The following is a 25,479-nucleotide window of genomic DNA, read 5'->3' as shown; positions in this document are numbered from 1 at the left end:
GCGGCCTCCTAGGAGCTTAGTCCGAATCCGTGCGCTTTGCCTCGGCGAGACGCGAGACCTGTTCTTCATAGGCCTGATTGAACGCGTCACCAAACAGCCGCATGAAATCCTCGGAGGCGTCCTCGGCCACCTGATCGTAGGCGGCTACGAACTGGTCCCAGCACTTCGACTTGTGGGCGATGGGCAGCAGCTTTTCGATCTGCGATTGGTCGTCGAGACCCTGCTCGATCCGCTGAGGGTCGAAGCGAGCGAGCAAGGCCTTCAGGGCCGCCCTCAGCCCCGCGATCATGGCCATCTGATGCGCCTGAATGTCTTCGAACGACTTGCGTGCCGATGTCGCTGGATCGAGAAAGCCATGGCTCGGGCGCCAGAGCAGGCGCTCGAGGGCATCGGCCGGATCGACGCTGAACTGGAACGGATTGTTCTCGCGCGCGCGGATGGTCGTGACCTCCAGGCGCAGCTCGCTCTTGAAGCTTGCGCGGGCCATCATGACCGCCATGAGTCCTTCCGTCATGCTGCGCAGCAGTTGGCCCGCGGTTCGCAGCATGGCCTCGGGGTCGCGAATCTCCGATACCTCTGGTGCACCGAGCCCCTTCAGGAAGGCGGTGAGCTCGGCGGACGGCGCGGCGGCACCCTGCGCAGGAGCGCTGGCGGGCGCGCGCGGGGAGGGAGGCATCTCCGGCGCTGTCTCCCTGCCGGAGGCCTCCGCACCACCATGCCGATCAGATGCATCTGGGATCAAAGGCGATGTCTCGGGGGCGGCTGGCGGTTCAGCCTCGGGCGCGGGCCTCGACGCGGCTTCGAGCGCGCTGGTTTCAGGCGGCATGAAGACATCGCTGAGCAGGTCGTAGCCCTCGGGCACCTGGCCCTGCGGCTCGCCCATTGCCTTTGCGGCTGAAGGCTGCGCAGCGGGCTCAGTGGTAGGCCTTGGGGCTTGTTCTGCCGGCGGAAATACTGCAAATGGGTCGTCTCCCGGGGTGCCCTCACGCTCGTCAGGTTGCGCCGGGGCCGTCCGGGGCGGCATCTCGGGGAGGTCGAAATGGATGTCTTCCACGCTGGGGCGTGCTGCTTCGAGCCTCGGGGCCTGCCCGGTCTGCGACGCTGGACGAGCAGCTTTGGCTGGCCCGGCACCGGCACCACCGGGACCAGATCCCAGCAGGTCCATGATGTCTTCCGTCGATCGAGCATCGGCCATCCCCGGGAGCCCCTGCCCCAGGGCGGGTGCCAAGGGCGCGGTCGGGAGCCCTTCATCCTGCGACGCGATGGCGACGGAGATCTCGTAGGGCCCGATGATCAGGCAATCACCGTCGTGCAGAGCCACCGGCTGATGCGGCGGGATAGGCGCCGAGGCATCATTGACGGCGGTGCCGTTGGTGCTGATATCGGTGATGGAATAGCCCGTGTCCTGACGCTCGATCAGGGCATGACGGCCGGAGACGACGCACTCCGGATCGGGCAACTCGAGCTCGCAATCGGGGTGGCGGCCAAGGACGCAGTTTCCTTGCGACAGACGCAAGCTCGCTGGCCGGTTTGGCGGCTGCCCATTGTAGCTCGACACGGTCAGTATGAGCTCCATCGGTTGCCCCATAGTTCGGCAGTAGATGTCGACGCGTGCCGGTGCCGCCATGGGCCGATCGGCCGCGCGCAAGCGCGACCTGACGACCGGCACATGTGCCACGAAGCAGCCGGCCCGCGACACTTGGCATCTCAGCAGCTAAGCTACCAAAACAGTCGCAGCACTGCACCCTAAGGAAATGCTGATATATTCAGCATTTCCCGTGCGGGGCAGGAGGCCCCGCCATTTTTAGCGGCGCAAGCCGCTGAAAATGAAGCGATTCGGAAACCGCGTTTTCGAATCGCGTGCTGATTTTTGGCCAGGAGGCCAATAAATCAGCGTCTCCCCAAAGACTCGCCCAAGAATCACCGGCCGTTTGGCATCTCGACCAGTATTAGGCATGTCCGGACCAGGCAAGGAATCGGCGCTTCCCATCGGCGCCATGATCGAGGAATTCCGTATCGTGCGGATACTCGGCGCCGGCAGCTTCGGTGTCGTCTACCAATGCGATAACACCTACCTGGACGAAACGGTCGCGATCAAGGAGTTCCTGCCGACGGATCTTGCGGCACGCATGCCGAATGGGCGCATCGAGCCCTTGTCCGAGGCGACCCGGGAGGGCTTCGATTGGGCGCTCGAGCGCTTCCTGCAGGAGGCGAAGACCCTCTGGGGACTCGGGCATCCTGTCCCGCATCGCAACATCGTCCGCGTGACACGCTACCGCGAGCTGAACGGCAGCGCTTACATGTTCATGCAGTTCGAGCGCGGCCAGCCGCTGTCCGATCTGCTGGAAGAGCGCGGCACCCTGCCGTTCGAGGAACTGCGTGCCATCCTGTTGCCGTTGCTGGACGGTCTGGAGCGCGTGCATTCCTCCGGCATCGTGCATCGCGACATCAAGCCCGGCAACATCCTGATCCGCAGTGATGGCTCTCCGGTGCTGATCGACTTCGGCTCCGCCCGCTATGTCGCCAAGAGCGGCGAGCGATCGGTCTTCGCCACCTATACGCCGCTCTATGCGGCCCTGGAGCAGCACCAGGATGTCGGTGAGCAGGGGCCCTGGACCGACATCTATGCCCTGGGCGCCACCCTTTACCGGGCAGTGACCGGACTGCCGCCCAAGAGTGCCTCGCAGCGCCTGTTGTCAGACCCGCAACAGCCCGCCAGCGATCTCTGCCATGACCGCTATCCAGAATCCTTCTTGCAGGCCATCGACCAGGCCTGCGCTCTGGATCCGCGCGATCGACCCCAATCGGTGGCTGAGTGGCGCCAGGGGTTACTTGGCACGCGTGCCGCCACCGACTATGCACCGACGATCGTCAAACCCATCAGACGCGGCCCTGCCTCCGCGACCATCGCCGAATCGACGGCCAGCAGCCGACGCACCGAGATCCGGTCAGCCACGCCGTCAACGACACGGCCTGCTGCTGCGGTCCTGTCGTCACCCACCGCGACCAGCCCTGGTCCAGTGCGCTCGCGTCGACCGGTCTGGTTGCGGGCGATCGGTCCGAGTGCGGGCCTGATCCTGCTCGCGCTGCTCGCGGCCACTGGCTGGCATTGGTGGCAGGGGCGCACCGTGACGCCCCCCACGCGGCTGCCGAATCTGGTGCTACCCGATCCGCTGCCGGATCGCCCCTCCACGGCAACCACTTACGAGCGACTCGCCATGGCCCACCTGGAACAGGGCCAGCTCGAACGCAGCATCGAGCTGGTCGAGCTCGGTCTTGCCAGCACCCCAAGAGACCAGCGGCTCCTGGCGCTGCAGGACTACCTGGATAAGCAGCGCTATGCGCGGAAGCTCGTCGAGAAGATCGAGCGCGCCATCCGAGACGAGGCCTTCGACGAGGGCCTGGCGTTGATCGACGAAGGCTTGGAAACGGTGCCCGGCCACGCCGAGCTCACGGCCTTGCGCGAACGGGTCATGACACTGCGCAAGGCGCAGCGCCGGGCGCAGGCCGAGACCTTGCTCGGGCAGGCGCAAGCAGCGCAGGAGCGTGGTGACCTCGATGCCGCGCTTGCATTGACGACGGAGGGGCTTCGGCTATCGCCGGAGCAGGCCGCCTTGCTCAGCATGCGCTCCGAGCTGCTGGCGCTGAAGGTCCAGCAGCAGCGTGTCGACAGCCTGCTGACGGAAGCGCGGACCCTGCTTGATCAAGGTGCGCTCGACGAAGCGCTCGATCAGATCGCGGAGGGACTCAGCATTGCACCGGAACAGGCCGACCTGATGCGGCTTCGGGATGACATCGAGGCGAAACGAAAGCAGGCACACAGGGTCGAGGCGTTGGCGCTCCTGGAGCGTGCCGAACAGGCATTCGCGCAGGGCCAGCTGCCCGAGGGCCTGGACCGCATCGATGAGGGGCTCTTGCAGCAGTCGGAGCTCGATGCCCTGCGATCGTTGCGCAGTCGCGTTGCTGCCGCGACGGGGCGTCAGCGCTCAGACGAGCTGCTCGCACAGGCCCGGGATGCCCATGGACGGGGTGATCTCTACCAGAGCCTGAGACTGCTCGACGAGGCGCTCAAACTGACACCCGGACATGCAGAGACCCTGACTCTGCGCAGCGAGATCGAGACCGAGCTGGAGCAGCGCGGACGGGTCGAGCAGATCGTTGCCGAGGCGCGGGAGCTGCTGCGCAAGCAGGCATTCGATGAGAGCCTGGCATGGCTCGAACGCGGCTTGAGGTTGGTACCGAATGAGCCCGAACTGCTGAGATTGCGCGATCTCGTCCGCAGCGAGCGCCAACGGCAGCTTGCACAGGACACCGCGCAATTGCTCGAGCGAGCCCGCAGCCTCGCCGCTGAGGGCAAGCTGGAACAGGCCTTGGCCCTGGTCGACGAGGCCTTGGCGCTGTCTCCCAAAGCGGTGCCTGCGATCGGTTACCGGCGTGAATTGCAGGCCGCGCTCGATCGACAACAGCTGTTATCACAGACCTTGGCCGAGTGCGAGCAACGCCTGACCGCAGACACGATGGATCCCGGCCAGCTTGATGAGGCCGCGGAGTGTTTTGAGCGTGCGCTGACGCTCGACGCTGGCAGCCAGCGTGCAGCAGCCGGATTGCAGCAAGTCGCCGACGCCTATGCGCGCATTGCCTCGGAGGCCTTGCGCAGGGGCGCACCGGAAGATGCCGATCTTGCAATCGCCGCATTAAAGGCCTTGCAGCCTTCGCATCCCGGGCTCACTGAGCTGGAAGGCGAGCGCGACCTCATCCGCCGCCGATTGCTGCCGCCGATGGTATCGGTCGCCGCGGGTTGTTACGCCATGGGCAGTCCAGCCGACGAGCCCGGACGTGAAGCAGATGAGCGCCTGCACGAGGTCTGCGTCGATGCCTTTATGCTGGGCAAGTATGAGGTGACGGTCGAGGACTTTGCCCGATTCGTCGATGCGACCGATTATCGCAGCGATGCGGAGCGGGGTGTGGGCGGGCAGTATGGCTGCTGGACCTTCGATCGCGAAAATGGCGACAGCACCTGGGGCTATCATGTCTGGGCAAGCTGGATCACACCCAATAAGTACCAGGAGAGCAGGTCTGGCCATCCTGTGAGCTGCGTGAGCTGGAATGATGCCATGGCCTATGCCAACTGGCTGAGCAAGGAGACTGGCCGCAGGTTCCGGCTGCCCACCGAAGCCGAGTGGGAGTATGCGGCCCGCGCCGGCGAGCGCTCGACCCGCTACTGGCCGGCGAGCGGTCTCGAGACCGCTTGTCGGAACGCCAGCGTCGCCGACACGGGTCACGCTTGGGCCGATGGGTTTGACTGTGATGACCGCCATGAATGGGTGGCGCCAGTGGGCACCTTTGCATCAAACCCCTGGGGTCTGTTCGACATGCTGGGCAACCTCTGGGAGTGGACCTGCTCCGAGTATGATGCCGCTTATGGTGGCATCGAGAAGCGATGTGCCCCGGCGTCCTCGGATGCCCCCCGGGTGTTGCGCGGTGGCGCCTGGAACAGTGGACCAAGCCTTGTACGCGCGGCTTATCGGAACCGCAACTTTCCCGAAGCGAGATACAGCTTCGTTGGTTTTCGCTTGGCGCAGGACCTGGCAGCACCGGCGAAGACGCCCTAGCCGCTTGGTGCATGGGAAAGCGGCCGAGGGCCTGGGCCGAGGCCTCGCTAGTCCCGCATGACCAAACGCTCGGAGGTGTCGCGCAATCCATCGATCTGCTGGCGCAGTGTCAGCTCGAGCTTGCCCATCTGCGCCGCCTTTTCCGAGGACCCCTCGCCGGCATCCTGTCCTTGCTGTTGCAGCAGCTGGACGGCCTTCAGTTCGGTCTGCTTCTGTGTCGCCAGCGACTCGGCCTCGCGTTGCTGACTCTCGATCAAGGCCTGCAGTTCCGCCTGCCTTGGCTGGGCACCCGGGGCTTCGGAATCCATGTTGCCTCTCGTCACCACCTGCTGGGCCTGGCGCAACTGTTGCTTCAAGGACGCTGCCACCTGGTTGCGCAGGGCCAGTTCGCGCCGGAATGCCTCGCGTCGAGCCTTCAAGTCCGACTCGAAGATCAAGCGATCCTCATCCAGACCGGTCGCTCGACGATACCAGTTCAGCGCGGCCGCCTGATTTCGCGGGACACCAAGGCCTCGCTCGTAGAGCGAGCCGAGGCGAATCTGGGCGGGCCGGTGTCCGGCTTCAGCCGCCTTTGCGTACCAAGTGGCGGCCGCGGCGAAGTCCGGCGCCGACAAGCCAAGACCGCGTTCATGGATCTCGCCGACGTAGGTCTGGGCCACGGCATCGCCCGCCCGTGCCTGAGGCAGCAGCGCCTGCAGCGCGGATCGGTAATCCGAGCGATCGAAGAGCACATATTCGCCGCCGCGAATGGCGCAGTCGCGCTGCGTCGTCTTGACCGAGCGTCTTGGGGCCAAATAGGTCATGCTTGTCCCAAGTCTCCTGATCTGCCCGGGCAGCAGGCAATCCACCAGCACCAGGTCTTCGACGCGACTCGCCCCGGACCCGGTTGACGGCCCGCTGATCCCTGCGTCCAGGTTGGCGGTCGTTGAGACGCATGCCGTCAGTGCAAGCGCAATGCCCGGCAGAAAGAGTGACCGAATCATTCGTGCGCCGATCATGTTCGTCATGTGCGTTATCACCCGTCTCGTTCGTCGATTGCCTGGCTCGATGTCAGCCGCCTGTCTGCCTGCCTGTCGCCTTGTCAAGAAGGGCAGCCGGCGGACAGAGAGGACAGCCGGTTTTAAGCTTAGTCCGCGAACTCATGGTTTTCGAGTCCTGGCCATGGTCGGTATTGCGATCCCGGTCATCACGGGCTGTGCCAGTCCGGCAACGAAGACAGAGCGCGTCGCGGCGGACTCCGGTATGACGGGCCTCCTCCTGGTTGGCAGCGCATTCTCACACAGCGCATTTTTCGCTGAGGGGCGGGGAGACGATCTGCATGTCTATCTGTCGGGAGATGGCAGCCCCTGGATCGATGAACACCGAATCGCCAAAGACCCAACCCCGAGGAATCCCGTGGCGTTGCGCCTGATGGCGCTAGATCCGCGCCCGAGGCTCTATCTTGGCCGCCCGTGCTACCACGGCCTGACGGATAGCAGCGCCTGCGACCCTTGGCTGTGGACGAACGGCCGTTACTCGGAGGAGGTGGTGGCTTCCATGACGCACGCGCTGGAGGAATTCATCCAGCAACAGGACTTCCGGAATGTGGTGCTGATCGGCTACAGCGGTGGTGGCGTGCTGGCATGGCTCATCGCAGAACGCCTCGAGCAGGTGCGGCTCCTGGTCACCCTTGCCGCCAACCTGGATACCGACGCATGGACAGCGCGCCACGGATACACGCCATTGCTCGGGTCACTCAATCCTGCGAAACGCGCAGCCCTCCCGGCCCGCGTGAGACAGTTGCATATCGCGGGCGAGCGGGACGCGAACGTGCCGCCGGCACTCATTCAGACGGCGCTGAACAGTGCCGGCAGCCAAGCCATCGTCCAGGTCCTGGCCTCGGATCATCGATGCGGCTGGCAGGACCACTGGCCCTCTGTGCTGCGGGCGATCAGCCGTATCAGAGAGGGTCAGCGGGATCCTTAGGGAAACGCTGATTTGTTCAGCATTTCCCGTGCGGGGCAGGAGGCCCCGCCATTTTTAGCGGCGCAAGCCGCTGAAAATGAAGCGATTCGGAAACCACGTTTTCGAATCGCGTGCTGATTTTTGGCCAGGATGGCCGATAAATCAGCGTCTCCTTAGTAAAGCTCCCAGCGCAGACCGACATCGATGACGTGGTCAGACCAGTATTGTCGGTCCAGGACCGTGTCGTAATTGATGAAGGCGGACAGGCCATGCGGGAACACAGCGGATAGCCCCAACCCCACACGGAAATAGTCCCGGTCAGGGCTATCCGTTTCGATGTTGAAGCTAGTCGCGGTGGGGTCTGCGGCGAATCGAGCGACCAGGGTATCCGCATCCTGATCGTACTCGTGCTCCCATTCGATTCGCGCCTGTGGAACAAACACCGCCGTTGCCGTGTTGAATACCCGAGACACCCGCGCGCCAAGGGTCGTCGTGACCGATGTGGCTCCGAAGCCATCGAGGCTCAGATTCAGGCCATCGGCGCCGTTTTCGTTGTAGCCATCGACATCGACGTCGATATAGCCGGCCCGGCCGTAGAGACCATAGGACAGTGGACCGCTTGTGAAGTCATAGCCCGCTCCGACACTCGCCCCGAATTGCGTGCCGTCGTAATCGGCCCGGGCACGGCGATTCACCGCACTGGTGCTGGAGGCGACCTGATAGCGGATGTTCCGCTTCGAGTCGTAGCTGTGCCAGCCGTATTCCAGGATGGCGTCGACGTAGGCGCGATCGGTCCAGCTGTAGGTGCCGTAAGCGGCCAAGTGCCAGGTATCCGTGTCCAGATCACCGCCGCTGGAGTCGAACGAGACATTGCTCTGGCCGAAGCCCAAGGCCCCGCCGGCAATAAACTTGTCGGTGAAGCGGTAGTCAGCGCCGGCGGTCACGCCTGTGGTGTTGAAGTCGAAGCCGGCTTCATTGTCAGTGGCATCCTTGTCGCCGAAATTGAATGAGCCGTTCAGAAAAAATCCCCAGCGGCCAAATGGGCTATCGCCTCCGGCAGCGCCTCCCCGCATCTGCGCGGAGACGGCGTCGGCAACCTGATCGACCGAGAGTGTCTGACCATCGATGTTGACGGCCAGTCCTTGCAGGCTGAGCCCCGTGGTCCCTCGGCGCAAGGCCGCTAGCCGCGAGCCGATATTGGCCAATTGCTGATTGCCGGCCTCGACCGCCGCGCTTGTTGCCGCTCTGGCCTTTTCGGTGGTTATCTGATCGAGGGTGCCCGGAATGGCGCTACCCGATGCGTTCGCGAGCATGTCGGAGCATTGGCGGAAGAGGTCTTCCTGCTCGGCGTTGCGGTTGGGCATCAAGGCCAGCTGAGGACAGACCGTCTCGATGGCGCGCGCGACATTGCGCTGGTTGGGGGTCAGGTCATGTCGGCCGGACAGGGAATTCGACGCCGAGATATTGACCGTCACCGGAACCTCGATGCGCGACCCTGCCGCATCCGTGACGACGATGCTGTCGCTCAGGGTGGACGCCGAGGCATCTGCCGGAATGGTCACCGAGTAGGTCGCGCTACCGGCTTGATCCAGGCGCGTGGGATCGACGCGGCCGTTGCCACCCAGGATCGCCAGGTTGTAAGGGGCCCGGCCGCCATTGACGCTGAAGGTCTGCGAGGCCTCGGTGGCGACGCCCACCAGTGACAGCGCGGACAGCTCGAGCGCGGAGGGTGTCACGGAGAGTCCGCTCAGCACCTTGATCGTCACCGTCAGGCGTACGGAATCTCCCCCGCAGGCGGTGCCTTGTCCGGCGAGGACGACCGTGTCGGTCAGGGTGCCGCCGGGCGTGCCCGGCGGAATCACATACTGATAGCTCAACTGGCCGCCAGAGGTCGTTACGGATGCCCCCAGGGTACTCGTGGCGCTATAAGGTGCCCGGCCACCGGAGAAACCGAGGCTGAAGGAGAGGCGTTCCCCTGGTACGCCCTCGAGTGTTGGAGCCGAGCCCGACATGGCTAACGGGTCTTCGTAGAGGATGTGGATTTCGGCGGTCTCTTGCGGCGGAGCGGCCGCGCCATAAATGCGAGCCGTTACCGTTGCCGCAACACCCGTCGCGATTCCGGACACCGCTTCACAGTGCTGCAGATTCCCAGGATCGGAAAAACTGTAGTCGGCCCTTGGTGCGGCCTGATCGGCGGATGGTACGAAGTTGCCGAGGCCATTGAACTCCCAGTCAAGGAAGCGTTCGTCCGGACCCAGAGCGACGCTGAAGGCCTGACTGACCGTGCTGTTGGGACTCAGCGCCAGTTCGACGACACCGCTTGGAGTCAGGGTGAAGGCAGCGGCCGGCTGAGCGGCAACGCTCAAGGCAGCAAGGAGAAAACCAGCGATCCGCCGCCGAGCCCTGGAGGATCGGGATCGACTTGCGCATGTTTCGTGTGCGAATGGCATGGGCATACTCCAACGGAGGAAAACTCGACCCGGGCTGTCTCAATTATTGCTCGGTATCGCAAAAATGCAACCAAAAACCCGTGATGGCCGCAAATCGTATTCGCTTATCGGCGAACCGGGACGTTCGGGACACGCTGATTGACTCTGCGCCTACCTTGGATCTCATCGGATGGCAGGGATCTGGCGCAGCCCTTGCACGGGATTGTCGAAATCAAAGCCGAACAGACGCGGGTTCTCGCCAATGACAGCCGCCGAGAAGATGTAGAAGACGTAGTCATAGGTCTCCTTCGGAATCTTGTGCTCGCGCAACAGCTTCCAGAAGTTGCGCTCTCGAGGGTTCTCCGGCATCTTGCGTAAGCGTTTGATGATGTTTCCTTCGCCCCAGTTGTACGAGGCCATCACCAACAGGCCCGAGGCCTGCGCGTCGGTGCGATAGATGTCCTTGAGATACCGTGCCGCGGCCTTTGTTGCCTTGGCGACATTGTGGCGATCGTCCTCCGGATCGTAGCGCCCGAGGTGCTGCAAGGGCCCCGGCGTCAATCCGTAACGCCGGGCCGTATCCGGTATGAATTGCCACATCCCCTTGGCATGCCCATAGCGTGTGGGCGGACCCACGGCATCTTGCCGAAAGCCCGACTCCTGCAATGCGAGGTAGAGGAACTGCGGGGGCAATTCCTGCGCCACGAGCTCGCGATAGATGATCGGTGCGTAGCCGTTTTCATGTAGCCGGCGGATGGCATGCTCAAGCCGCGGCGTTGCTTGCCATTTCCGGATGTAACGTTTCACTTCCGCAACAAAATCGTCCGGCAGGTCCAGCTCGGTCTCACCGAAGGTGCGCGCCATGTGCAGGATGATCTGGTCCTCGGAGCTGAACTTGATGATCCGACTGGCCTGCACCTCCTGGACAAAGGCGTCGTAGCGCTCACGCAGACCTGCCAACAGGCGTTTCGATTCGGCGATCCGGGCCCGGACGGCTGCCGAGGCATCCTGCTCGATGCTGGCCTCCAGGTTGGCGATGTGCAGCTCCAGTTCCTTCATCTCGTAGAAGGTCTCTTTGGCGAGCTCTCGGGTCTTTTCCAGCTGCCAGTACTGAAACAGCGCGAATCCGCCGACCATCAGGAGGAGGAGCAGAACGCCGGAGAGCATGAAGGCATAGACCCTGCGCTGCTTGAGCCTTTGCTCGCGGTAGGCGCGGCGGATCATCCTGGTGTGCTCGCCGGCCGCGTCCGGTGATTGGCGGTCGAAATAATGCTTCGAGATGTCTTCGAGGGACACGGTCCTGCGGGTTTCGCGTGGGGCAGCCGGCGGCGAGAGATGAAGCACCGGCCCGTCCGCCCCGAGCTGGACCGTTGTCTCCCCGGTCACGGGCATGCGGTCGATGACACGGCCGCCCACGAGCGTTCCGTTGCTGCTCTGCAGATCCCGAATCCACCAGGTACCATCCTCTGGAGACAGCGCCAGATGGTGACGGCTGACCATGGCATGCGCGATGCGAAGGCCACAGTCCTGACCGCGTCCGATCACGACAGGCGCAGTGAAGGTCTGCGCTCGCCGAGCCCCTTGTCCGTCGGTAAAGACGACACGCATCGGCCCCGGGGCTGCATATCGAGGAGCCTTTGCCGGACGCATGGTTAGGCGCTCGTTGTGCATTCAGATCCGGCCGTCGTCGCCATGACCTGCGCTCAATCCTGCCCGAGCTAGACCAGGAACAGCGTCGCCAGCCCGAGAAAGGCCAGGAAGCCCACCACGTCCGTCACCGTGGTCAGGATGACACCGCCGGCAAGGGCCGGATCCACCCCCAGGCGCTCCAGCAGCAGCGGCAACAGCGCGCCGGAGAAGGTGGCGGCCAGCAGATTGATGGTGATGGCCACGCCGATGATCAGCGCGATATTCACATCGTCGAACCAGAGCAGCGCGATCAGGGCCACCACCAGCGCCCAGACCGCGCTGTTGATCAGCGAGACCGCCATCTCCTTCGCCAGCAGCCAGCGCATGTTCTTCACCGACAGCTGCCCCAGGGCGATGCCGCGGATGGCCAGGGTCAGGGTCTGGGTGCCGGCGATGCCGCCCATGCTGGCCACCACCGGCATCAGCACCGCCAGCGCCACCACCTGCTGGATGGTCGCCTCGAAGCGGCCGATCACCCAGGAGGCGAGAAAGGCCGTCATCAGATTCACCCCCAGCCACAGCGCCCGCCGCCGGGCGCTCAGCAGCACCGGCGCGAACATGTCCTCGGTCTCGCTCAGCCCCGCCTGGCCCATGAACTGGTGATCCGCCTGCTCGCGGATCACGTCCATCACATCATCCACCGTGATGCGGCCCAGCACCCGCCCGCTCTCATCCACCACCGGCGCCGACACCAGGTCCAGCTGCTCGAAGCGATTGGCCACGTCGTGGGCATCCAGCGACGCGGCGATGGGCTGCACCTGCAGGGTCATGACCTCGGCCACCGACTCGTCCGGATCGCGGGTCAACAGGTCCGTAAGATAGATGACGCCCAGATAGCGGCCGTCGCGATTCACCACGATCAGATTGTCCGTGATGTTCGGCAACCCATCCTTGAATCGCCGCAGATAACGCAGCACCACATCCAGGGTCACCTCCGGGCGGACGGTGACCATGTCGGTGTTCATCAGGCCGCCGGCGCTGTCCTCGGGATAGCCCAGCGCCGTCTGCAGCCGCTCGCGGCGCTGCTCGTCCAGCGAACTCAGCACCTCCGCCGTGATACTGGCGGGCAGGTCCTGCACCAGGTCTGCCAGGTCGTCGGTGTCCAGCCCCTCGGCGGCGGCAAGGATGCGGCCGGCGTCCATGCCCCGCAGCAGCTCCTCGCGCAGGTCATCGTTGACGTAGAGCAGCACCTCGCCCTCGGCGGAGTCGTCCACCATGTTCCAGGCGATGGGACGCTGGAACGGCGGCAACGACTGCAGCAGATGGGCGATTTCGGCGGGATGCAGCGCGTTGAGCATGCGCCGGGCCATGACCACCGAGCCCGACTCCAGCACCGCATGCAGGGCCTCCAGGCGGGCCGCCTCCGGGTCTTGCGCGATCTCAGTGCTCATGACTCACCTCTCTATCCACCGATCGGCCGCACCAGCCTGCGCTCCAGTTGGCGGGCAACGATGACAATGACCGAGACCAGCGCCAAATAGACCAGGCCTGCCATGAGATAGGCCTTGAAGTACTGGAAGTTGCGCGTGGCCAGCTCCTGCACCTGGGCGAAGAACTCGGTGTACTGGATGAGAAAGGCCACGGAGCTGTCCTTCAGATTCAGGATCGCCTGATTGGTCAGGCCTGGCACCGCCAGGCGCAGCGACTGGGGCAGGGTGATCAGCAGAAACACCTGCCGCGATGAGAACCCCTGGGCCCGGCCCGCCTCCAGCTCCTCCTGATCGAGCCCGTTGTAGGCGGCGCGCAGATAGCGGGCATTGTAGGCCGCCACATTGAACGTGAAGCCGATCACCGCCACCGTGAACGGCGACAGCCGCAGCCCCCATTGGGGCAGCCCGTAGTACATCAGGAACAGCAGCACGATCAGCGGCGTGCCGATGAAGAACGAGATATAGGCATCGGTCAGCCGGCACACCAGACGGTGCTGGCTCAGGGTCAGGTAGAACACCAGGATGCTGCCCAGCAGACCCGTGATGGTCATCACCACCCAGAGCAACAGGGTGTTGCCCAGCCCCTGCAGGATCTGCGGGCCATAGTCGACAACATCCTGAAAAAAGCCGATCCAGTCGCTCATCAATGCCTGACCACAGGGTTCGCGACTTGGGCATGGTCGACTGCCATCAGTTTTCGGCCGCGAAAACCGAATTCTCGTTTGCGACAGTTGTATCGGTGGTCGGGGGTGCGTTTACCACAGGCATGCTCCTGTCACTCATCTGGCCCGGGTTCCGGGGCCGAAAAAGGCGCGGATTTGGGGATCGTCGTGCGCGTCCAGCAACTGCTCCACATCCCCCTCCGCCCGGACCTGGCCGTGGTCCAGGAACAGTATCCGGTCGCTGATATACCGCGCCAGAAAGACATCGTGGGTCACGCAGAGCATGGTCACGTTGTCCATGAAGAGCTGATTGATCAGCGCCACCACCTCGCGCGCCATGCGCGGATCCAGCGCCGAGGTGGGCTCGTCGAAGAACAGCACCGCCGGATCCATGGCCAGGGCCCGCGCGATGGCGACGCGCTGCTTCTGCCCGCCGGACAGCTGCGCCGGATACTTGTCGCGGTGCTCCTCCATGTCCATGCGCCGCAATTCGTGACAGGCCCGGTCCGTGGCCTCGGCATCCGACATCCGCCGCAGCTTGCGCAGACCCAGCTTGATGTTGTCCAGCGCGCTGAGATGCCGGTACAGGGCAAAGTGCTGAAACACGAAGCCGATGCGCTGACGCAGCGCGCGCACGTCGGTGTCCGGTCGCGTGACGTCCTCGCCGCGGAACAGGATCCGCCCGCTGGTGGGCTCGACCAGGCGGTTGATGCAGCGCAGCAGCGTGGACTTGCCGCAGCCGGACGGGCCCATGATGACCTTGACCTGCCCTTCTTCCAGCGACAGGTCGACGCCGTTCAGCACCGGCTTGCCGTCGAACTCCTTGACCAGTCCAGAGACTTCGAGCAACGCCATGGAAACCTCACAGGCGGGTAAAGCCGGGCACGTAGAAGTAGCGTTCGATCCCCCGCACCAGGAACTGCAACGACTTGTAGATGGCAAAATACAGCAGGCCGACGGCGAGATAGATCTCCAGTCCGCGCAGCGTGGTGGCTGACAATGCCATGGCCTGCTTCATGATGTCCGGCAGGCCGACGGTATAGGCGAAGGGCGAGTACTTGAGCACCGTGGTGAACTCGTTCAGCATGCCGGGCACCGAGAAACGCAGCATCTGCGGCATCTCGATGGCCAGCAGGATCTGTCGCCGGCGCATGCCCATGGCCTCGGCGGCCATGATCTCGTTCGGGTCCACCGCCTCGAAGGCGCCCCGGAACACCTCGGCCAGATAGGCGCCGGTGACCAGCCCCAGGCTGAGCATCATGGCCAGCAGCGGCGGTACGTTGAAACCGATGCCCGGCAGGCCGAAGAACACCAGGAACAGCAGCGCCAGCACCGGTACGCCGCGGAAGACATAGGTGTAGGCCCGCAGCAGCCAGCCCAGCCCCCGCAGACGCAGCCGACCGAGCAGCGCGATGCCGAGCCCCGTCAGCAGCCCCGTGGCGATGCAGGCCAGGGTCACCAGCACCGTGTAGCCGGCGCCGGTGGCCAGCAGGGCGACGATCTGCGCGAAACTCACGACATGCTGCCCGCGACGGAGCGGCCGGCCATTACTTCATCCACTTGTCCACCGTGGCCTTGAGCTGCTCCGGACCCAGTTCCGCCAGGTAACGGTCGAAGTCCTGCCGCAGTTCGGAGTCCTTCGGGAAGGCGAAACCAAAGCGATCGAACCCCGAAAAGACATGGCTGTCCTGGATCGGCAATTTCTCCTTGTAGACAGCGGACACGCCGCCCTCGACGAAGGCCAGATCGATGTTGCCGTTCTGCAGATCGGTCAACACCTCGTTGTAGCTGGGATACAGCTTCACCCGATCCAGCGAATAGTAGCCCTGCGGTTCCATCTCGTTCTTGATGAAATCGGTGTAGGCCATGCCGCGCGGATAGCCGGTGACATAGTGCTTCCATTCATTCAGGTCGTCGAAGCGGATGTTGCGCTCCGTCAGGCTGATCAGGTTCCAGGTGTTGTCCATGTAGGGCGCGGAGAAGTCCATGACCTGCTTGCGCTTGTCGGTGATGGAGATGGCGGAGAAGGCCACATCGGCCCGGCCGCTGACCACCGCGCCCAGCATGCCTTGCCAGTCATAGGCGGTGATGTCCAGGCGACAGCCCCGGCTCGCGCAGTAGCCCTCGAAGAGATCCAGGTCCAGGCCCTTCACCTGACCGTTGTCCTCGTACAGGTTGGGCGGCGAGGCAGGCGACACGGCCACCCGGACGACCTGTTCGTCCGTCTTCTCGGCGCAGCCCGCCAACAGCAAGGGGATGCAGGCCGCCAGTAAAATGATGCGGATTCTCATGTGATCGGCCCCGTTTGCAGACGCGATTTGAAAATGTGGGCGGGACAGACGCCGTCGGGAACCGGCGCCCGGCACTGGAGGTCCATGCATCATGCCACGTTCATGGCGGTTCCGGAATGTCCCGGGGTGATCGATCAACCGCATCGAGCGGCCCGTTCCGGGAGCCCCATGCCGGGCAATCCGGGGGGCATGCTATGATGCGCCGCGGTCACAACGATCAAACATGATGCAAACACCTGATTCAAACAGCGATTCCCTCGACGCCGCGGTGGATTACCAGGAACTGGACCAGCTCCTGCAACTGAGCCCGCTGGCCCCCGGTGCCGCGGAGGCCCAGGGCATCTGCTTCGGACTGCTGGCCACCGGCGCCACGTCCGGCGCAGTCTCCGCCGCTGTTGCCGACACGGATTCCGACCGGCCCAACCGGGCGCAGGGCGCGGCGCAGCGCCTGGTCAGCGAGCTGCTGCCGGAAACGGCCGCGGAGGACGGGCAGGCGTCGCAGATCGCGCGCGCGCGGATCCTGCTGCAGGACCTGACAGCCATGACCTGCGCGCAACTGGACGCCCCGGTACTGGGCCTGCAATTGCTGCTGCCGGCCGAGGATCGGCCGCTGCGCGAGCGGGCCATCGCCGCCAACGGCTGGACCCGCGGCCTGCTGTTCGGCCTCGCGCTCGGCGGCATCGATGCCGGCGGGCTGCAGGGCGAGGCCCGCGAGGCCTTCGACGACCTGCTCGAAATCACCCGCATGGACCTGGACGACCTCGACGACGGACCGGAAAACGAGGAGGCCCTGACGGAGATCGTGGAATTCATCCGCGTCGCCGCCATGCTGGTCCATGAGGCACTCGCCGCCCCCCGGCGGCATGCGCCGACGCCGAAGGAACTGCACTGATGCCCGATCCCAAGCTGGCCCGTGCCCTGCGCCGTCGCCGACGCGAGGCCGCCCGCGTCGTGGGCGCCGACGGCGTCCTCATCCTGGCCGCCGCCGGCAACGTCACGCGCAACCGCGACGTGCACTACCCGTTCCGCCAGGATAGCGATTTCGGCTACCTGACCGGCTTTCCGGAACCGGACGCCGTCGCCGTGCTCGTGCCGAAGCGCAAGCATGGCGAATTCATCCTGTTCTGCCGTCCCCGCGACAAGGAGCGCGAGCTGTGGGACGGCGCGCGACTCGGGGTCGAGGGGGCCGTCGCCGACTACGGCGCCGACGAGGCCCACCCGCTGGACGCCATCGACAGCACGCTGCCGGAGCTGCTCGCGGATCGCACCCGCATCTTCTATCCCCTCGGCACCAGCGACGCCCTCGACCGCCGGGTCATGGGCTGGCTGCGCCAGGTGCGAGCCAAGGCCCGGGCCGGCGTCAGTGCGCCCACGGAACTGATCACGTCCGACCGCATCCTGCACGAGCAGCGGCTGATCAAGTCGAAGCCCGAGCGTGACACCATGCGCCGCGCCGCGCGCATCTCCGCCGCCGCCCATCGGCAGCTGATGCGCGGCTGCCGCCCGGGCATGAACGAACAGCAGCTCGAGGCCCTGTTCGTCGCCACCTGCGCGGCGCAGGGCGCGCGCCACCAGGCCTATCAGCCCATCGTGGGCGGTGGTGCCAATGCCTGTGTGCTGCATTACGTGGACAACGCCGCGCCGTTGCGCGACGGCGACCTGGTGCTGGTGGACGCCGGCTGCGAACTCGACGACTACGCCTCGGACATCACCCGCACCTTCCCGGTCAACGGCCGCTTCAGCCCGGCCCAGCGGCGGCTCTATGCGCTGGTGCTGGCGGCACAGAAGGCGGCCATCGCCGCGGTGAAACCGGGCAACCGCTGGAACGCCCCGCATCAGGCGGCATTGCGGGTGCTGACCCGCGGGCTGCTGGAACTGGGCCTGATCGCCGGGGATCCGAAGCACCTGTCCAGGCTGATCAAGGACGAGGCCTACAAACCCTTCTACATGCACCGCACCGGCCACTGGCTGGGCATGGACGTGCACGATGTCGGCAGCTACCGGCACGACGGCAAATGGCGCCGACTGGAGCCCGGCATGGTGCTGACGGTGGAGCCGGGCCTGTATGTGGCGCCGGATGCCGACGCCCCCGCCGACTACCGCGGCATCGGCATCCGCATCGAGGACGACGTGCTGGTCACCACCGACGGCTGCGAGGTGCTGTCGCGGGACGCGCCCAAGGAGATCGACGACATCGAGCACCTGATGGCGGCGGCCCAACCCCCGCTGGAGAGCCGAACATGATGGACTTCGACCTGGTGATCGTCGGCGGCGGACTGGTGGGCAGCAGCCTGGCTTGCGCCCTGCGCCACAGCGGCCTGCGGGTAGGCGTGGTAGAGGCCGTCGCTGCCAACGCCCCGTCCCATCCCAGCTACGACGAACGCGTGCTGGCGCTGTCCCTGGGCAGCCGCCGCATCTTTGGCGGCATCGGCCTGTGGGACGCCATGCGCGCCGACGCCGAGCCCATCCGTCAGGTGCATGTGTCGGAGCGGGGCCAGTTCGGCTTCGCCCGGCTCGCGGCAGACGAGGAGGGGGTAGAGGCCCTGGGCTATGTCACCCCGGCGCGGTCCATCGGCCAGGCGCTGGAGGCCTGCCTGCGCGATGCCACCGACACCGTGGAGGTGATGCGCCCGGCACGCCTGGTGGGCCTGCGCCAGCAACCCGACGGCTGGAACATCGAGATCAGCGTTGCCGGCAGCTCGCGGCTGCTGCGCACCGCCCTGCTGGTGGCCGCGGACGGCGGCGACTCCGCCCTGCGCCGGCGCCTGGGGCTGGCGGTGCACGAGCAGGCCTACGGCTACGACGCCATCATCACCACGGTGACACCCGGCCGGCCGCGCCCGGGGGTGGCCTTCGAACGGTTCACCGACAGCGGCCCGCTGGCCATGCTGCCGATGACCGGCGGTCGCTGGTCCGTGGTCTGGACCGCCCGCGACAGCGACACCGCGGGCCTGCTGGCGCTGGATGACACGGCCTTCCTGCAGGCGCTGCAGCAGCGCTTCGGCCACCGCCTGGGACGACTGGCCCGCCCTGGCCGACGCATCGCCTATCCACTGCGCCTGCTGCTGGCAAAACAGCTCACGGGCCCGCGCCTGGCGCTCATCGGCAATGCCGCCCACACCCTGCACCCGGTGGCCGGGCAGGGCTTCAACCTGGGGCTGCGCGATGTCGCCGAACTGGCCGACCTGCTGGCGGACACCCGCCGCACCGGCCAGGACCCCGGCGGCCACGCGGTGCTCGCCGGCTACCGGCAACGCCGCCGGCAAGACCAGGCCAATGTCGCCGCCCTCACCGACGGCCTGGCGCGGCTGTTCACCAACCCCCTGCCGACGCTGCGGCTGGGCCGCAACCTCGGCCTGCTCGGCCTCGACCTGCTGCCGCCGGCCCGCCATGCCCTGGCCCGACGCTTCATGGGCATCGGCGGGCGCCTGCCACGGCTGGCGCGCGGTCTGCCCCTGGACGGCGGCCAGGCGACCCACGCCGCAGACGATTCAGCGCGTATCACGCAGACAGCATCATGAGCCACAGCGCCCACCATCAGGCCCACAACCGGGCCCGCCACACCAGCGACGCCTATGACATCCTCATCGTCGGCGGCGGCATGGTCGGCGCCGCCCTCGCCTGCGCCTGTCGCGGCCAGCGCTGGCGCATCGCCGTCGTCGACGGACAGCCGCCGCAGCGCAGCTGGCCCCGGGGTGAGGTAGACCTGCGCGTCTCCGCCCTGAGCCGCGCCAGCCAGCGCCTGCTGGAACAACTCGGCGTCTGGCCGCGCATCGTCGAACTGGGGGTGAGCCCGTACCGCGAGATGGTGGTCTGGGACAGCGTCGGCGGCGCTGGCATCCACTTCGACAGCGCCGACATCGGCCAGCCGGACCTGGGCCACATCGTCGAAAACCGCGTCACCCGCCTGGCCCTGTGGGAGGCGCTGGAACAGGCACCGGACATCACCCTGCTCTGCCCGGCCGCCATCCGGCACCTGGAGATCGACGCGGACGGGGCCCGGCTGCGCCTCGATGATCAACGCAGCCTGACCGCGCGGCTGCTGGTCGGTGCCGACGGCCGCGACTCCTTCGTCCGCGAGGGCCTGGGCATCGCCACCAGCGGCTGGTCCTACGAGCAGCGCGCCATCGTCGCCAATGTCGAGGTCGCCCACTGGCACCGCGAGACCGCCTGGCAGCGCTTCCTGCCCACCGGCCCCCTGGCGTTCCTGCCGCTGGCCGACGGTCGCTGCTCCATCGTCTGGTCCGCCGACGAGCCCCGGGCCGACGCCCTGCTGGCACTGGACGATGCCCCCTTCATCGCCGAGCTGGAGGCCGCCTTCCAGCAACGGCTGGGACCGGTGCTGTCCGTGGGGCCGCGCGCCGCCTTCCCGCTGCGGCTACAGCATGCGCAACACTATGTGCAGCCGCGCGCGGCCCTGATCGGCGACGCCGCCCACGCCATCCACCCGCTGGCAGGCCAGGGGGTGAACCTCGGCCTGCTCGATGTGGCGGCCCTGGCGGCAGAACTGAAACGCGCCCATGCCCGCGGCCGGAACATCGGCAGCCTGACCACCCTGCGTCGCTACGAGCGCGCCCGGCGCGGCGACAACCTGCTGATGCTCGGCGCCATGGACCTGTTCAAGCGGCTGTTCGGCAACCGCCTGCCGCCGCTGGTGGCCGGCCGCAACCTGGGGCTGGCCACCGCCGAGCGCCTGCCGGCGCTCAAGCGGGCGTTCATGTCACGGGCGCTCGGGCTCGACCGAGACTTTTGAATCAGTTCTGAATCGGCCTACCGCAAAGGCGCAGAGAACGCAGAGGCAAGAAAGAGCAGCCGAAGGACGGTAAATCCAAGCCACCCTGAGGATCCGGCACGGGTGTCAGGGCAAGGCGCCGCGGAGCAGGATCGCACCGATCAGCAGGGCCAGCAGGGTGACCCACAGGCCGATGTACAGGGCCATGGACTGGCGCACCTTGGCCCGCTCGAGCCAGGTGCGCGGGCGCACCCCCTTGCCCAGGAACACGATCTTCGCCGCCAGCAGCACGCAGACGACGTTGACCGCGAGCAGCAGCGCCGCCCCCACCGCCAGCTCCCAGCGGCCGCCGCCAAGCAGCATGCCCAGCACGCTTGTGGGCGGCAACAGGGCAACGGCCACCATGACCCCCACCAGCGCCGTGGGCAGCCCCGAAGTCAGCGACAGCACTGCCGCCGCGCCCGACGCCAGTGCCAGCGCCACATTGGCCAGACTGACATCCGTGCGCGCCAGGACCTCGTGACTGGACAGGTTGACCGGCCAGATCAGACCGAAACACAGCGACAGCAGCAGTGCCAGCCCCAGGCCGACCAGACTGGTGACGAGGGCACGGCCGGCGAGCGACCGGTCCCCCAGCGACGCGGCGAAGGCAAAGGCGATGATCGGCCCCAGCAGCGGCGCGATGACCATGGCGCCGATCACCACCGCCACGTCGTCTGCCGCCAGACCGATGGCGGCGACCACGGTGGACAGCGACGCCAGCAGGACGTAGTTCCAGTCCAGACGGGCGCCCTGGGCGATCTCGCTGTAGAGCTCCTCGCGGGTGGCGCTGACCGCCTCCTGTTTCTGCTTTTGCGCCTCGGCCTCGGTGGATTTCTGCCGCGGCAGGGTCGCATCAACAGACGACACCACCACCCGCGCCGAGTGCTCGGACTCCAGCAGGCTCTGCAGCGCATCCATCAGCGGTTGGCGCGCGGCATCCGGCACCAGCATGCGCACGCACTGGCGCTGATCCTCGCTGGGCGGCCCCCACCAGGTATCCACGGCGCCATAGAAGCGGCCCATGCCGATCACCTCCTTGGCGTGGCGGGCGGGGGCGATGACCTCGACGATGCGCATGGCCGCACCCCCGGCTAGCGATCCTGCATGGCGCGCGCGATCTGGTAGACGCGCTCGATGAAATGCTCCATGCCGACCCGGCGATTCGGGCTCAGGTGCTCCGCCAGGCCGAGCTTTGCGATATAGTCCCGGACATCGGTCTGCAGCACATCGTCCGGCGTCTTGTGCTGGAAAGGCACCAGCAGCAGCGCCACCAGGCCGCGCACCAGCGGCGTCTCGGCATCGGCACGATAGTCGAGCACCCCGGGCGGGTCATGGGCGGGATCATTGCTGAGGTTGGCGGTGAGCCAGGTGCGGGTGTTGCAACCCTTGACCAGATTGCCGTCGTGTTTCTCGGTCTCGGCCAGCGGCAGCAGCTCGCGGCTCAGATCGGCGATGAGTTCGTACCGCGCCTCCCAGTTGTCGAGCAGTGCGAAGGCATCGAGCACGTCTTTGCTGTCCATCGGAGTTACCTGTTGGTCGTTCCGGCCCCGGCCGCTGTCTGCCCCACAGCATAGACCCGTTCGGCGCCGGTTGTCGTGTCTTGCCGTCGCCGACGGCGATTCAAGGGGCAAACCGCAGAGCCGCGCGGGGCAAGAGGCCCCGCCGGAAACACTGCAGCAATCCGTTCCGCCTTCGACGAGGAGCATGCACCATGATCCGACGACCAAGCCACGCCGCCCTGGCCGGCCTGCTGCTGTTACCGTTGGCGGCGAACGCCGCCGGCGACGGGCCGCAGCTCTGGGGCTATGGCGTGCAGGGCTGCGAACGCTTCCTGCAGGCCGCGGCGGCGCAGGAGGCAGCTGCCGGCGACGCGGCCGGGATGGAGTTCCAGCGCTACCAGGACTGGCTCACCGGGTTCATCTCCGGGCTGAGCCTGGCCACCGGCGAGGACGTGCTGCGGGGCTCCAGCATCGCCTCGGCCATGCGCCGCAACCAGGCCTACTGCCGGGACTATCCGAACGCCGACTTCTTCAACGCCACCATGGACTTCGTGCGCCTGCTGCGAACCCTCAACTAGCCCGCCCTGCTCCGACGCCGGCCTGTCCCCCGCTTGCGCGTTGGCCGCTGGCCCCTACCAAGAGCCGAAGGGCGACGGCTCCACGGTGTCGAGCTTCCAGATGTCACGGTTGTATTCGGCAATGGTGCGGTCCGACGAGAAGAACCCGCTATGGGCCGTGTTCAGGATGCTCATGCGCAACCAGCGCTCACGGTCCTTGTAGGTCTCGGCGGCCAGCAGCTGCGTGCGCCGGTAGCTGTCGAAGTCCGCCGCCGTGAGCCAGGGGTCGTGGGGGCTGCGGATGCCGTTGATGATGGGATCGAAGATGCCCTTCTCGAACTGGTTGAAATGGCCGGACTCCAGCAGCCCCATCACCTCCTGCAACGCCGGCTCGTGGGCAATGATGCCGTTCGGATCATAGTTGCCGCGGGTCCGCTCCACCTCCTCGGCGGTGAGGCCGAAGAGGAAGAAGTTGTCCTCACCGACGCGCTCGCGGATCTCGATGTTGGCCCCGTCCAGGGTGCCGATGGTCACGGCGCCGTTCATCATGAACTTCATGTTGCCGGTGCCCGAGGCCTCCTTGCCGGCGGTGGAGATCTGTTCCGACAGGTCCGTGCCGGGGGCGAGGATCTCCATCACCGACACCCGGTAGTCCGGAATGAAGGCCACGCGCAGCCGCTCGCTGACGCTGCGGTCGGCATTCACCACCTTGGCCACGTTGTTGATCAGCTTGATGATCAGCTTGGCCATCTCGTAGCCGGGGGCCGCCTTGCCACCGATCAGCACGCAGCGGGGTGCGCCCAGGTCGCCGTCGCCGTGCTTGATGCGGTTGTACAGGTGGATCACGTGCAGGATGTTCAGCAACTGGCGCTTGTACTCATGGATGCGCTTGACCTGCACATCGAACATGAACTCCGGCGGGAACTCGATGCCGCAGGTGCTCGCCACCAGCCGTGACAGACGCGCCTTGTTGGCCTGTTTGATGTCGTCCCAGCGCGCCCGGAAGGCGGCATCGTCGGCATGGGGCGCCAGCCGGCTCAGCTGCGACAGGTCACAGACCCAGCCCGTGCCGATGGTCTCGTCGAGCAGATCGCGCAGGGGCTCGTTGCACATCGCCAGCCAGCGCCGCGGCGTGACCCCATTGGTCTTGTTGTTGAACTTCTCGGGCCAGAGCTCGTACCAGTCGCGGAACAGGCCCTTCTTGAGGAGATCGGAATGCAGCGCCGCCACGCCGTTGACGGAGAAGCTGCCGACGATGGCCAGGAAGGCCATGCGCACCTGCGGGTCATCGCCCTCCTCGATCAGCGACAAGCGCCGCTGGCGGTCGATGTCGCCGGGCCAGCGGGCGGCCACCAGCGACAGGAAGCGGGCGTTGATCTCGTAGATGATCTCAAGGATGCGCGGCAGCAGCTGCTGGAACAGCCGCACCGGCCAGCGCTCCAGCGCCTCCGGCAGCAGGGTGTGATTGGTGTAGGCCATGGTGCGGCTGGTGATCTCCCACGCCGCCTCCCACTCCAGCCCGTGATCGTCCATCAGCTGGCGCATCAGCTCTGCCACCGACACCGCCGGATGGGTGTCGTTGAGCTGGAAACAGTTCTTGTCCGCGAACGTGCTGAAGTCGCGCCCCTGCAGCCGGACCCATTCGCGGATCACATCCTTGATGCTGGCACTGGCCAGGAAGAACTGCTGGCGCAGCCGCAGTTCCTTGCCGCACTCGTTGGCGTCGTTGGGATAGAGCACCATGGTGATGTGCTCGGCATCGTTCTTGGCGGCAACGGATTCCGGATAGCTGCCGGCGTTGAACTCGCCCAGGTCGAACTCGTCGGTGGCCGCCGCGGACCACAGCCGCAGGGTGTTGATGGTGTCGTTGCGGTAGCCGGGGATGGGGATGTCGTAGGGCACCGCCAGCACGTCATGGGTGTCGACCCAGCGCCGGCAGCTGCGGCCGTTGTGGTCCTTGTACTCCTCGGTGCGGCCGAAGAACGGGATACGCTGGGTGTACTCCGGGCGCTCAAGCTCCCAGGGGTTGCCGTCTCGCATCCAGTGGTCCGGCTCCTCCACCTGGCGACCGTCCTCGATCAGCTGGCGGAACATGCCGTATTCGTAGCGCAGGCCGTAGCCCTTCACCGGCAGCTGCAGGGTGGCGCAACTGTCCAGGAAGCAGGCCGCCAGGCGGCCCAGGCCACCGTTGCCGAGCCCGGCGTCCATCTCCGCCTGCTCGATCTCCTCGTACAGCAGGCCCATCTGGTACAGGCTCTGGCGGGTGGCGTCGGTGAGGTCGAGATTGAGCAGGGCGTTGCTCAGCGAGCGCCCCATCAGGAACTCCAGCGACAGATAATAGGTGCGCCGGCAATTGGCCTGGTCATGGGCATGGCGGGTGCGCTTCCAGCGCTCCATGAGCCGGTCGCGCAGGGTGATGGCCAGCGCCTTGTACGGATAGTAGCTGGAACGGCAGTCGCGGTCGCGGCCAAATGTGTGCGCGTAATAGTGCTGAAACCCCTGGGCGATCCCATCCGCGTCCATGGGCAATGGGGCCAGGGTGAACAGGGAGGCATTGGGCGAGCTTTCACTCAGGTCTTTGAACGGCGACAT

19 protein-coding genes are annotated in these 25,479 nt (G+C 66.0%); 7 read left to right on the top strand and 12 right to left on the bottom strand.

The features are described 5' to 3' along the window. Positions 1-16: 16 nt before the first annotated feature. Positions 17-1,627, bottom strand: a complete 1,611-nt coding sequence (gene tagH / locus F2Q65_RS02190) for a type VI secretion system-associated FHA domain protein TagH (protein WP_150089958.1) — start codon at positions 1,625-1,627, stop codon at positions 17-19. A gap of 328 nt (positions 1,628-1,955) precedes the next feature. Here tagH and F2Q65_RS02185 point away from each other — a divergent pair, with 328 nt between their 5' ends. Then, complete coding sequence (locus F2Q65_RS02185; protein ID WP_150089956.1) at positions 1,956-5,612, top strand: SUMF1/EgtB/PvdO family nonheme iron enzyme; 3,657 nt, start codon at positions 1,956-1,958, stop codon at positions 5,610-5,612. Positions 5,613-5,659: 47 nt separating this feature from the next. Here the strand turns inward: F2Q65_RS02185 and F2Q65_RS02180 are convergent, their stop codons facing one another. Then, complete coding sequence (locus tag F2Q65_RS02180; RefSeq protein WP_246155923.1) at positions 5,660-6,415, bottom strand: tetratricopeptide repeat protein; 756 nt, start codon at positions 6,413-6,415, stop codon at positions 5,660-5,662. 358 nt (positions 6,416-6,773) lie between these two features. Between F2Q65_RS02180 and F2Q65_RS02175 the strand changes: the two genes are divergently transcribed. After that, positions 6,774-7,577, top strand: a complete 804-nt coding sequence (locus F2Q65_RS02175; protein WP_150089952.1) for an alpha/beta fold hydrolase — start codon at positions 6,774-6,776, stop codon at positions 7,575-7,577. Between the two features lie 152 nt (positions 7,578-7,729). On the opposite strand, the gene F2Q65_RS02170 is transcribed toward F2Q65_RS02175, so the two are convergent. The 7 genes from F2Q65_RS02170 to F2Q65_RS02140 all read right to left on the bottom strand — a co-directional run bounded on the left by F2Q65_RS02170 (position 7,730) and on the right by F2Q65_RS02140 (position 16,057). Next, positions 7,730-10,006 (bottom strand): autotransporter family protein, encoded by a 2,277-nt coding sequence (locus F2Q65_RS02170; RefSeq protein ID WP_170265455.1) that lies wholly within the window; start codon positions 10,004-10,006, stop codon positions 7,730-7,732. Between the two features lie 162 nt (positions 10,007-10,168). Beyond that, positions 10,169-11,635: a transglycosylase SLT domain-containing protein gene (locus F2Q65_RS02165; RefSeq protein WP_170265453.1), complete on the bottom strand. Its 1,467-nt coding sequence runs from the start codon at positions 11,633-11,635 to the stop codon at positions 10,169-10,171. A gap of 68 nt (positions 11,636-11,703) precedes the next feature. Next, positions 11,704-13,065 carry a magnesium transporter gene (gene mgtE, locus F2Q65_RS02160; RefSeq protein WP_150089946.1) on the bottom strand — a complete coding sequence of 454 codons (1,362 nt, stop codon included), beginning with the start codon at positions 13,063-13,065 and terminating at the stop codon, positions 11,704-11,706. An 11-nt stretch (positions 13,066-13,076) separates the two neighbouring features. Then, positions 13,077-13,748 carry an amino acid ABC transporter permease gene (locus F2Q65_RS02155; protein WP_150089944.1) on the bottom strand — a complete coding sequence of 224 codons (672 nt, stop codon included), beginning with the start codon at positions 13,746-13,748 and terminating at the stop codon, positions 13,077-13,079. Between the two features lie 135 nt (positions 13,749-13,883). Then, positions 13,884-14,621 (bottom strand): amino acid ABC transporter ATP-binding protein, encoded by a 738-nt coding sequence (locus F2Q65_RS02150; RefSeq protein WP_150089942.1) that lies wholly within the window; start codon positions 14,619-14,621, stop codon positions 13,884-13,886. A gap of 7 nt (positions 14,622-14,628) precedes the next feature. Further along, the gene (locus F2Q65_RS02145) at positions 14,629-15,282 is read right to left on the bottom strand and encodes an amino acid ABC transporter permease (RefSeq protein ID WP_150089940.1); all 654 of its coding nucleotides are present in this window, start codon (positions 15,280-15,282) and stop codon (positions 14,629-14,631) included. Between the two features lie 31 nt (positions 15,283-15,313). Next, the gene (locus F2Q65_RS02140; protein WP_150089938.1) at positions 15,314-16,057 is read right to left on the bottom strand and encodes a transporter substrate-binding domain-containing protein; all 744 of its coding nucleotides are present in this window, start codon (positions 16,055-16,057) and stop codon (positions 15,314-15,316) included. A gap of 226 nt (positions 16,058-16,283) precedes the next feature. Between F2Q65_RS02140 and F2Q65_RS02135 the strand changes: the two genes are divergently transcribed. Genes F2Q65_RS02135 through F2Q65_RS02120 form a run of 4 tightly spaced genes read left to right on the top strand, consistent with a single transcriptional unit; the run spans position 16,284 to position 20,810 of the window. Further along, positions 16,284-16,949: a UPF0149 family protein gene (locus F2Q65_RS02135; RefSeq protein ID WP_170265449.1), complete on the top strand. Its 666-nt coding sequence runs from the start codon at positions 16,284-16,286 to the stop codon at positions 16,947-16,949. Further along, positions 16,949-18,301 (top strand): Xaa-Pro aminopeptidase, encoded by a 1,353-nt coding sequence (pepP, locus tag F2Q65_RS02130; protein ID WP_150089934.1) that lies wholly within the window; start codon positions 16,949-16,951, stop codon positions 18,299-18,301. Before F2Q65_RS02135 ends, pepP begins: the two co-directional genes overlap by 1 nt. Beyond that, positions 18,298-19,578, top strand: coding sequence for a 2-octaprenyl-6-methoxyphenyl hydroxylase (gene ubiH, locus F2Q65_RS02125; RefSeq protein ID WP_150089932.1), 1,281 nt, complete (start codon positions 18,298-18,300; stop codon positions 19,576-19,578). Before pepP ends, ubiH begins: the two co-directional genes overlap by 4 nt. After that, on the top strand, positions 19,575-20,810 hold the full coding sequence (locus F2Q65_RS02120) for a UbiH/UbiF/VisC/COQ6 family ubiquinone biosynthesis hydroxylase (protein ID WP_150089930.1): 1,236 nt from the start codon (positions 19,575-19,577) through the stop codon (positions 20,808-20,810). Before ubiH ends, F2Q65_RS02120 begins: the two co-directional genes overlap by 4 nt. Positions 20,811-20,915: 105 nt before the next feature. On the opposite strand, the gene F2Q65_RS02115 is transcribed toward F2Q65_RS02120, so the two are convergent. Next, on the bottom strand, positions 20,916-21,908 hold the full coding sequence (locus F2Q65_RS02115) for a TIGR00341 family protein (RefSeq protein ID WP_150089928.1): 993 nt from the start codon (positions 21,906-21,908) through the stop codon (positions 20,916-20,918). A gap of 14 nt (positions 21,909-21,922) precedes the next feature. After that, on the bottom strand, positions 21,923-22,351 hold the full coding sequence (locus tag F2Q65_RS02110; protein ID WP_170265447.1) for a SufE family protein: 429 nt from the start codon (positions 22,349-22,351) through the stop codon (positions 21,923-21,925). A 191-nt stretch (positions 22,352-22,542) separates the two neighbouring features. Here F2Q65_RS02110 and F2Q65_RS02105 point away from each other — a divergent pair, with 191 nt between their 5' ends. Beyond that, positions 22,543-22,908, top strand: coding sequence for a hypothetical protein (locus F2Q65_RS02105; RefSeq protein WP_150089924.1), 366 nt, complete (start codon positions 22,543-22,545; stop codon positions 22,906-22,908). A gap of 54 nt (positions 22,909-22,962) precedes the next feature. Here the strand turns inward: F2Q65_RS02105 and F2Q65_RS02100 are convergent, their stop codons facing one another. Continuing rightward, complete coding sequence (locus F2Q65_RS02100) at positions 22,963-25,479, bottom strand: glycogen/starch/alpha-glucan phosphorylase (RefSeq protein WP_150089922.1); 2,517 nt, start codon at positions 25,477-25,479, stop codon at positions 22,963-22,965.

Source organism: Thiohalocapsa marina (assembly GCF_008632335.1).
GTDB classification, from domain to species: domain Bacteria; phylum Pseudomonadota; class Gammaproteobacteria; order Chromatiales; family Chromatiaceae; genus Thiohalocapsa; species Thiohalocapsa marina.
This window is presented reverse-complemented; position numbering and strand designations above follow the sequence as displayed.

Excerpts from the sequence above, each read along its gene's own strand:
- F2Q65_RS02185 (WP_150089956.1), top strand. The coding sequence starts at position 1,956 with ATGTCCGGACCAGGCAAGGAATCGGCGCTTCCCATCGGCGCCATGATC.
- F2Q65_RS02175 (WP_150089952.1), top strand. The coding sequence starts at position 6,774 with ATGGTCGGTATTGCGATCCCGGTCATCACGGGCTGTGCCAGTCCGGCA.
- pepP (WP_150089934.1), top strand. The coding sequence starts at position 16,949 with ATGCCCGATCCCAAGCTGGCCCGTGCCCTGCGCCGTCGCCGACGCGAG.
- F2Q65_RS02115 (WP_150089928.1), bottom strand. The coding sequence starts at position 21,908 with ATGCGCATCGTCGAGGTCATCGCCCCCGCCCGCCACGCCAAGGAGGTG.
- ubiH (WP_150089932.1), top strand. The coding sequence starts at position 18,298 with ATGATGGACTTCGACCTGGTGATCGTCGGCGGCGGACTGGTGGGCAGC.
- mgtE (WP_150089946.1), bottom strand. The coding sequence starts at position 13,065 with ATGAGCACTGAGATCGCGCAAGACCCGGAGGCGGCCCGCCTGGAGGCC.
- F2Q65_RS02105 (WP_150089924.1), top strand. The coding sequence starts at position 22,543 with ATGATCCGACGACCAAGCCACGCCGCCCTGGCCGGCCTGCTGCTGTTA.
- F2Q65_RS02100 (WP_150089922.1), bottom strand. The coding sequence starts at position 25,479 with ATGTCGCCGTTCAAAGACCTGAGTGAAAGCTCGCCCAATGCCTCCCTG.
- F2Q65_RS02170 (WP_170265455.1), bottom strand. The coding sequence starts at position 10,006 with ATGCCATTCGCACACGAAACATGCGCAAGTCGATCCCGATCCTCCAGG.
- F2Q65_RS02180 (WP_246155923.1), bottom strand. The coding sequence starts at position 6,415 with ATGACCTATTTGGCCCCAAGACGCTCGGTCAAGACGACGCAGCGCGAC.
- F2Q65_RS02155 (WP_150089944.1), bottom strand. The coding sequence starts at position 13,748 with ATGAGCGACTGGATCGGCTTTTTTCAGGATGTTGTCGACTATGGCCCG.
- F2Q65_RS02120 (WP_150089930.1), top strand. The coding sequence starts at position 19,575 with ATGAGCCACAGCGCCCACCATCAGGCCCACAACCGGGCCCGCCACACC.
- F2Q65_RS02140 (WP_150089938.1), bottom strand. The coding sequence starts at position 16,057 with ATGAGAATCCGCATCATTTTACTGGCGGCCTGCATCCCCTTGCTGTTG.
- tagH (WP_150089958.1), bottom strand. The coding sequence starts at position 1,627 with ATGGCGGCACCGGCACGCGTCGACATCTACTGCCGAACTATGGGGCAA.
- F2Q65_RS02165 (WP_170265453.1), bottom strand. The coding sequence starts at position 11,635 with ATGCGTCCGGCAAAGGCTCCTCGATATGCAGCCCCGGGGCCGATGCGT.
- F2Q65_RS02110 (WP_170265447.1), bottom strand. The coding sequence starts at position 22,351 with ATGGACAGCAAAGACGTGCTCGATGCCTTCGCACTGCTCGACAACTGG.
- F2Q65_RS02135 (WP_170265449.1), top strand. The coding sequence starts at position 16,284 with ATGCAAACACCTGATTCAAACAGCGATTCCCTCGACGCCGCGGTGGAT.
- F2Q65_RS02150 (WP_150089942.1), bottom strand. The coding sequence starts at position 14,621 with ATGGCGTTGCTCGAAGTCTCTGGACTGGTCAAGGAGTTCGACGGCAAG.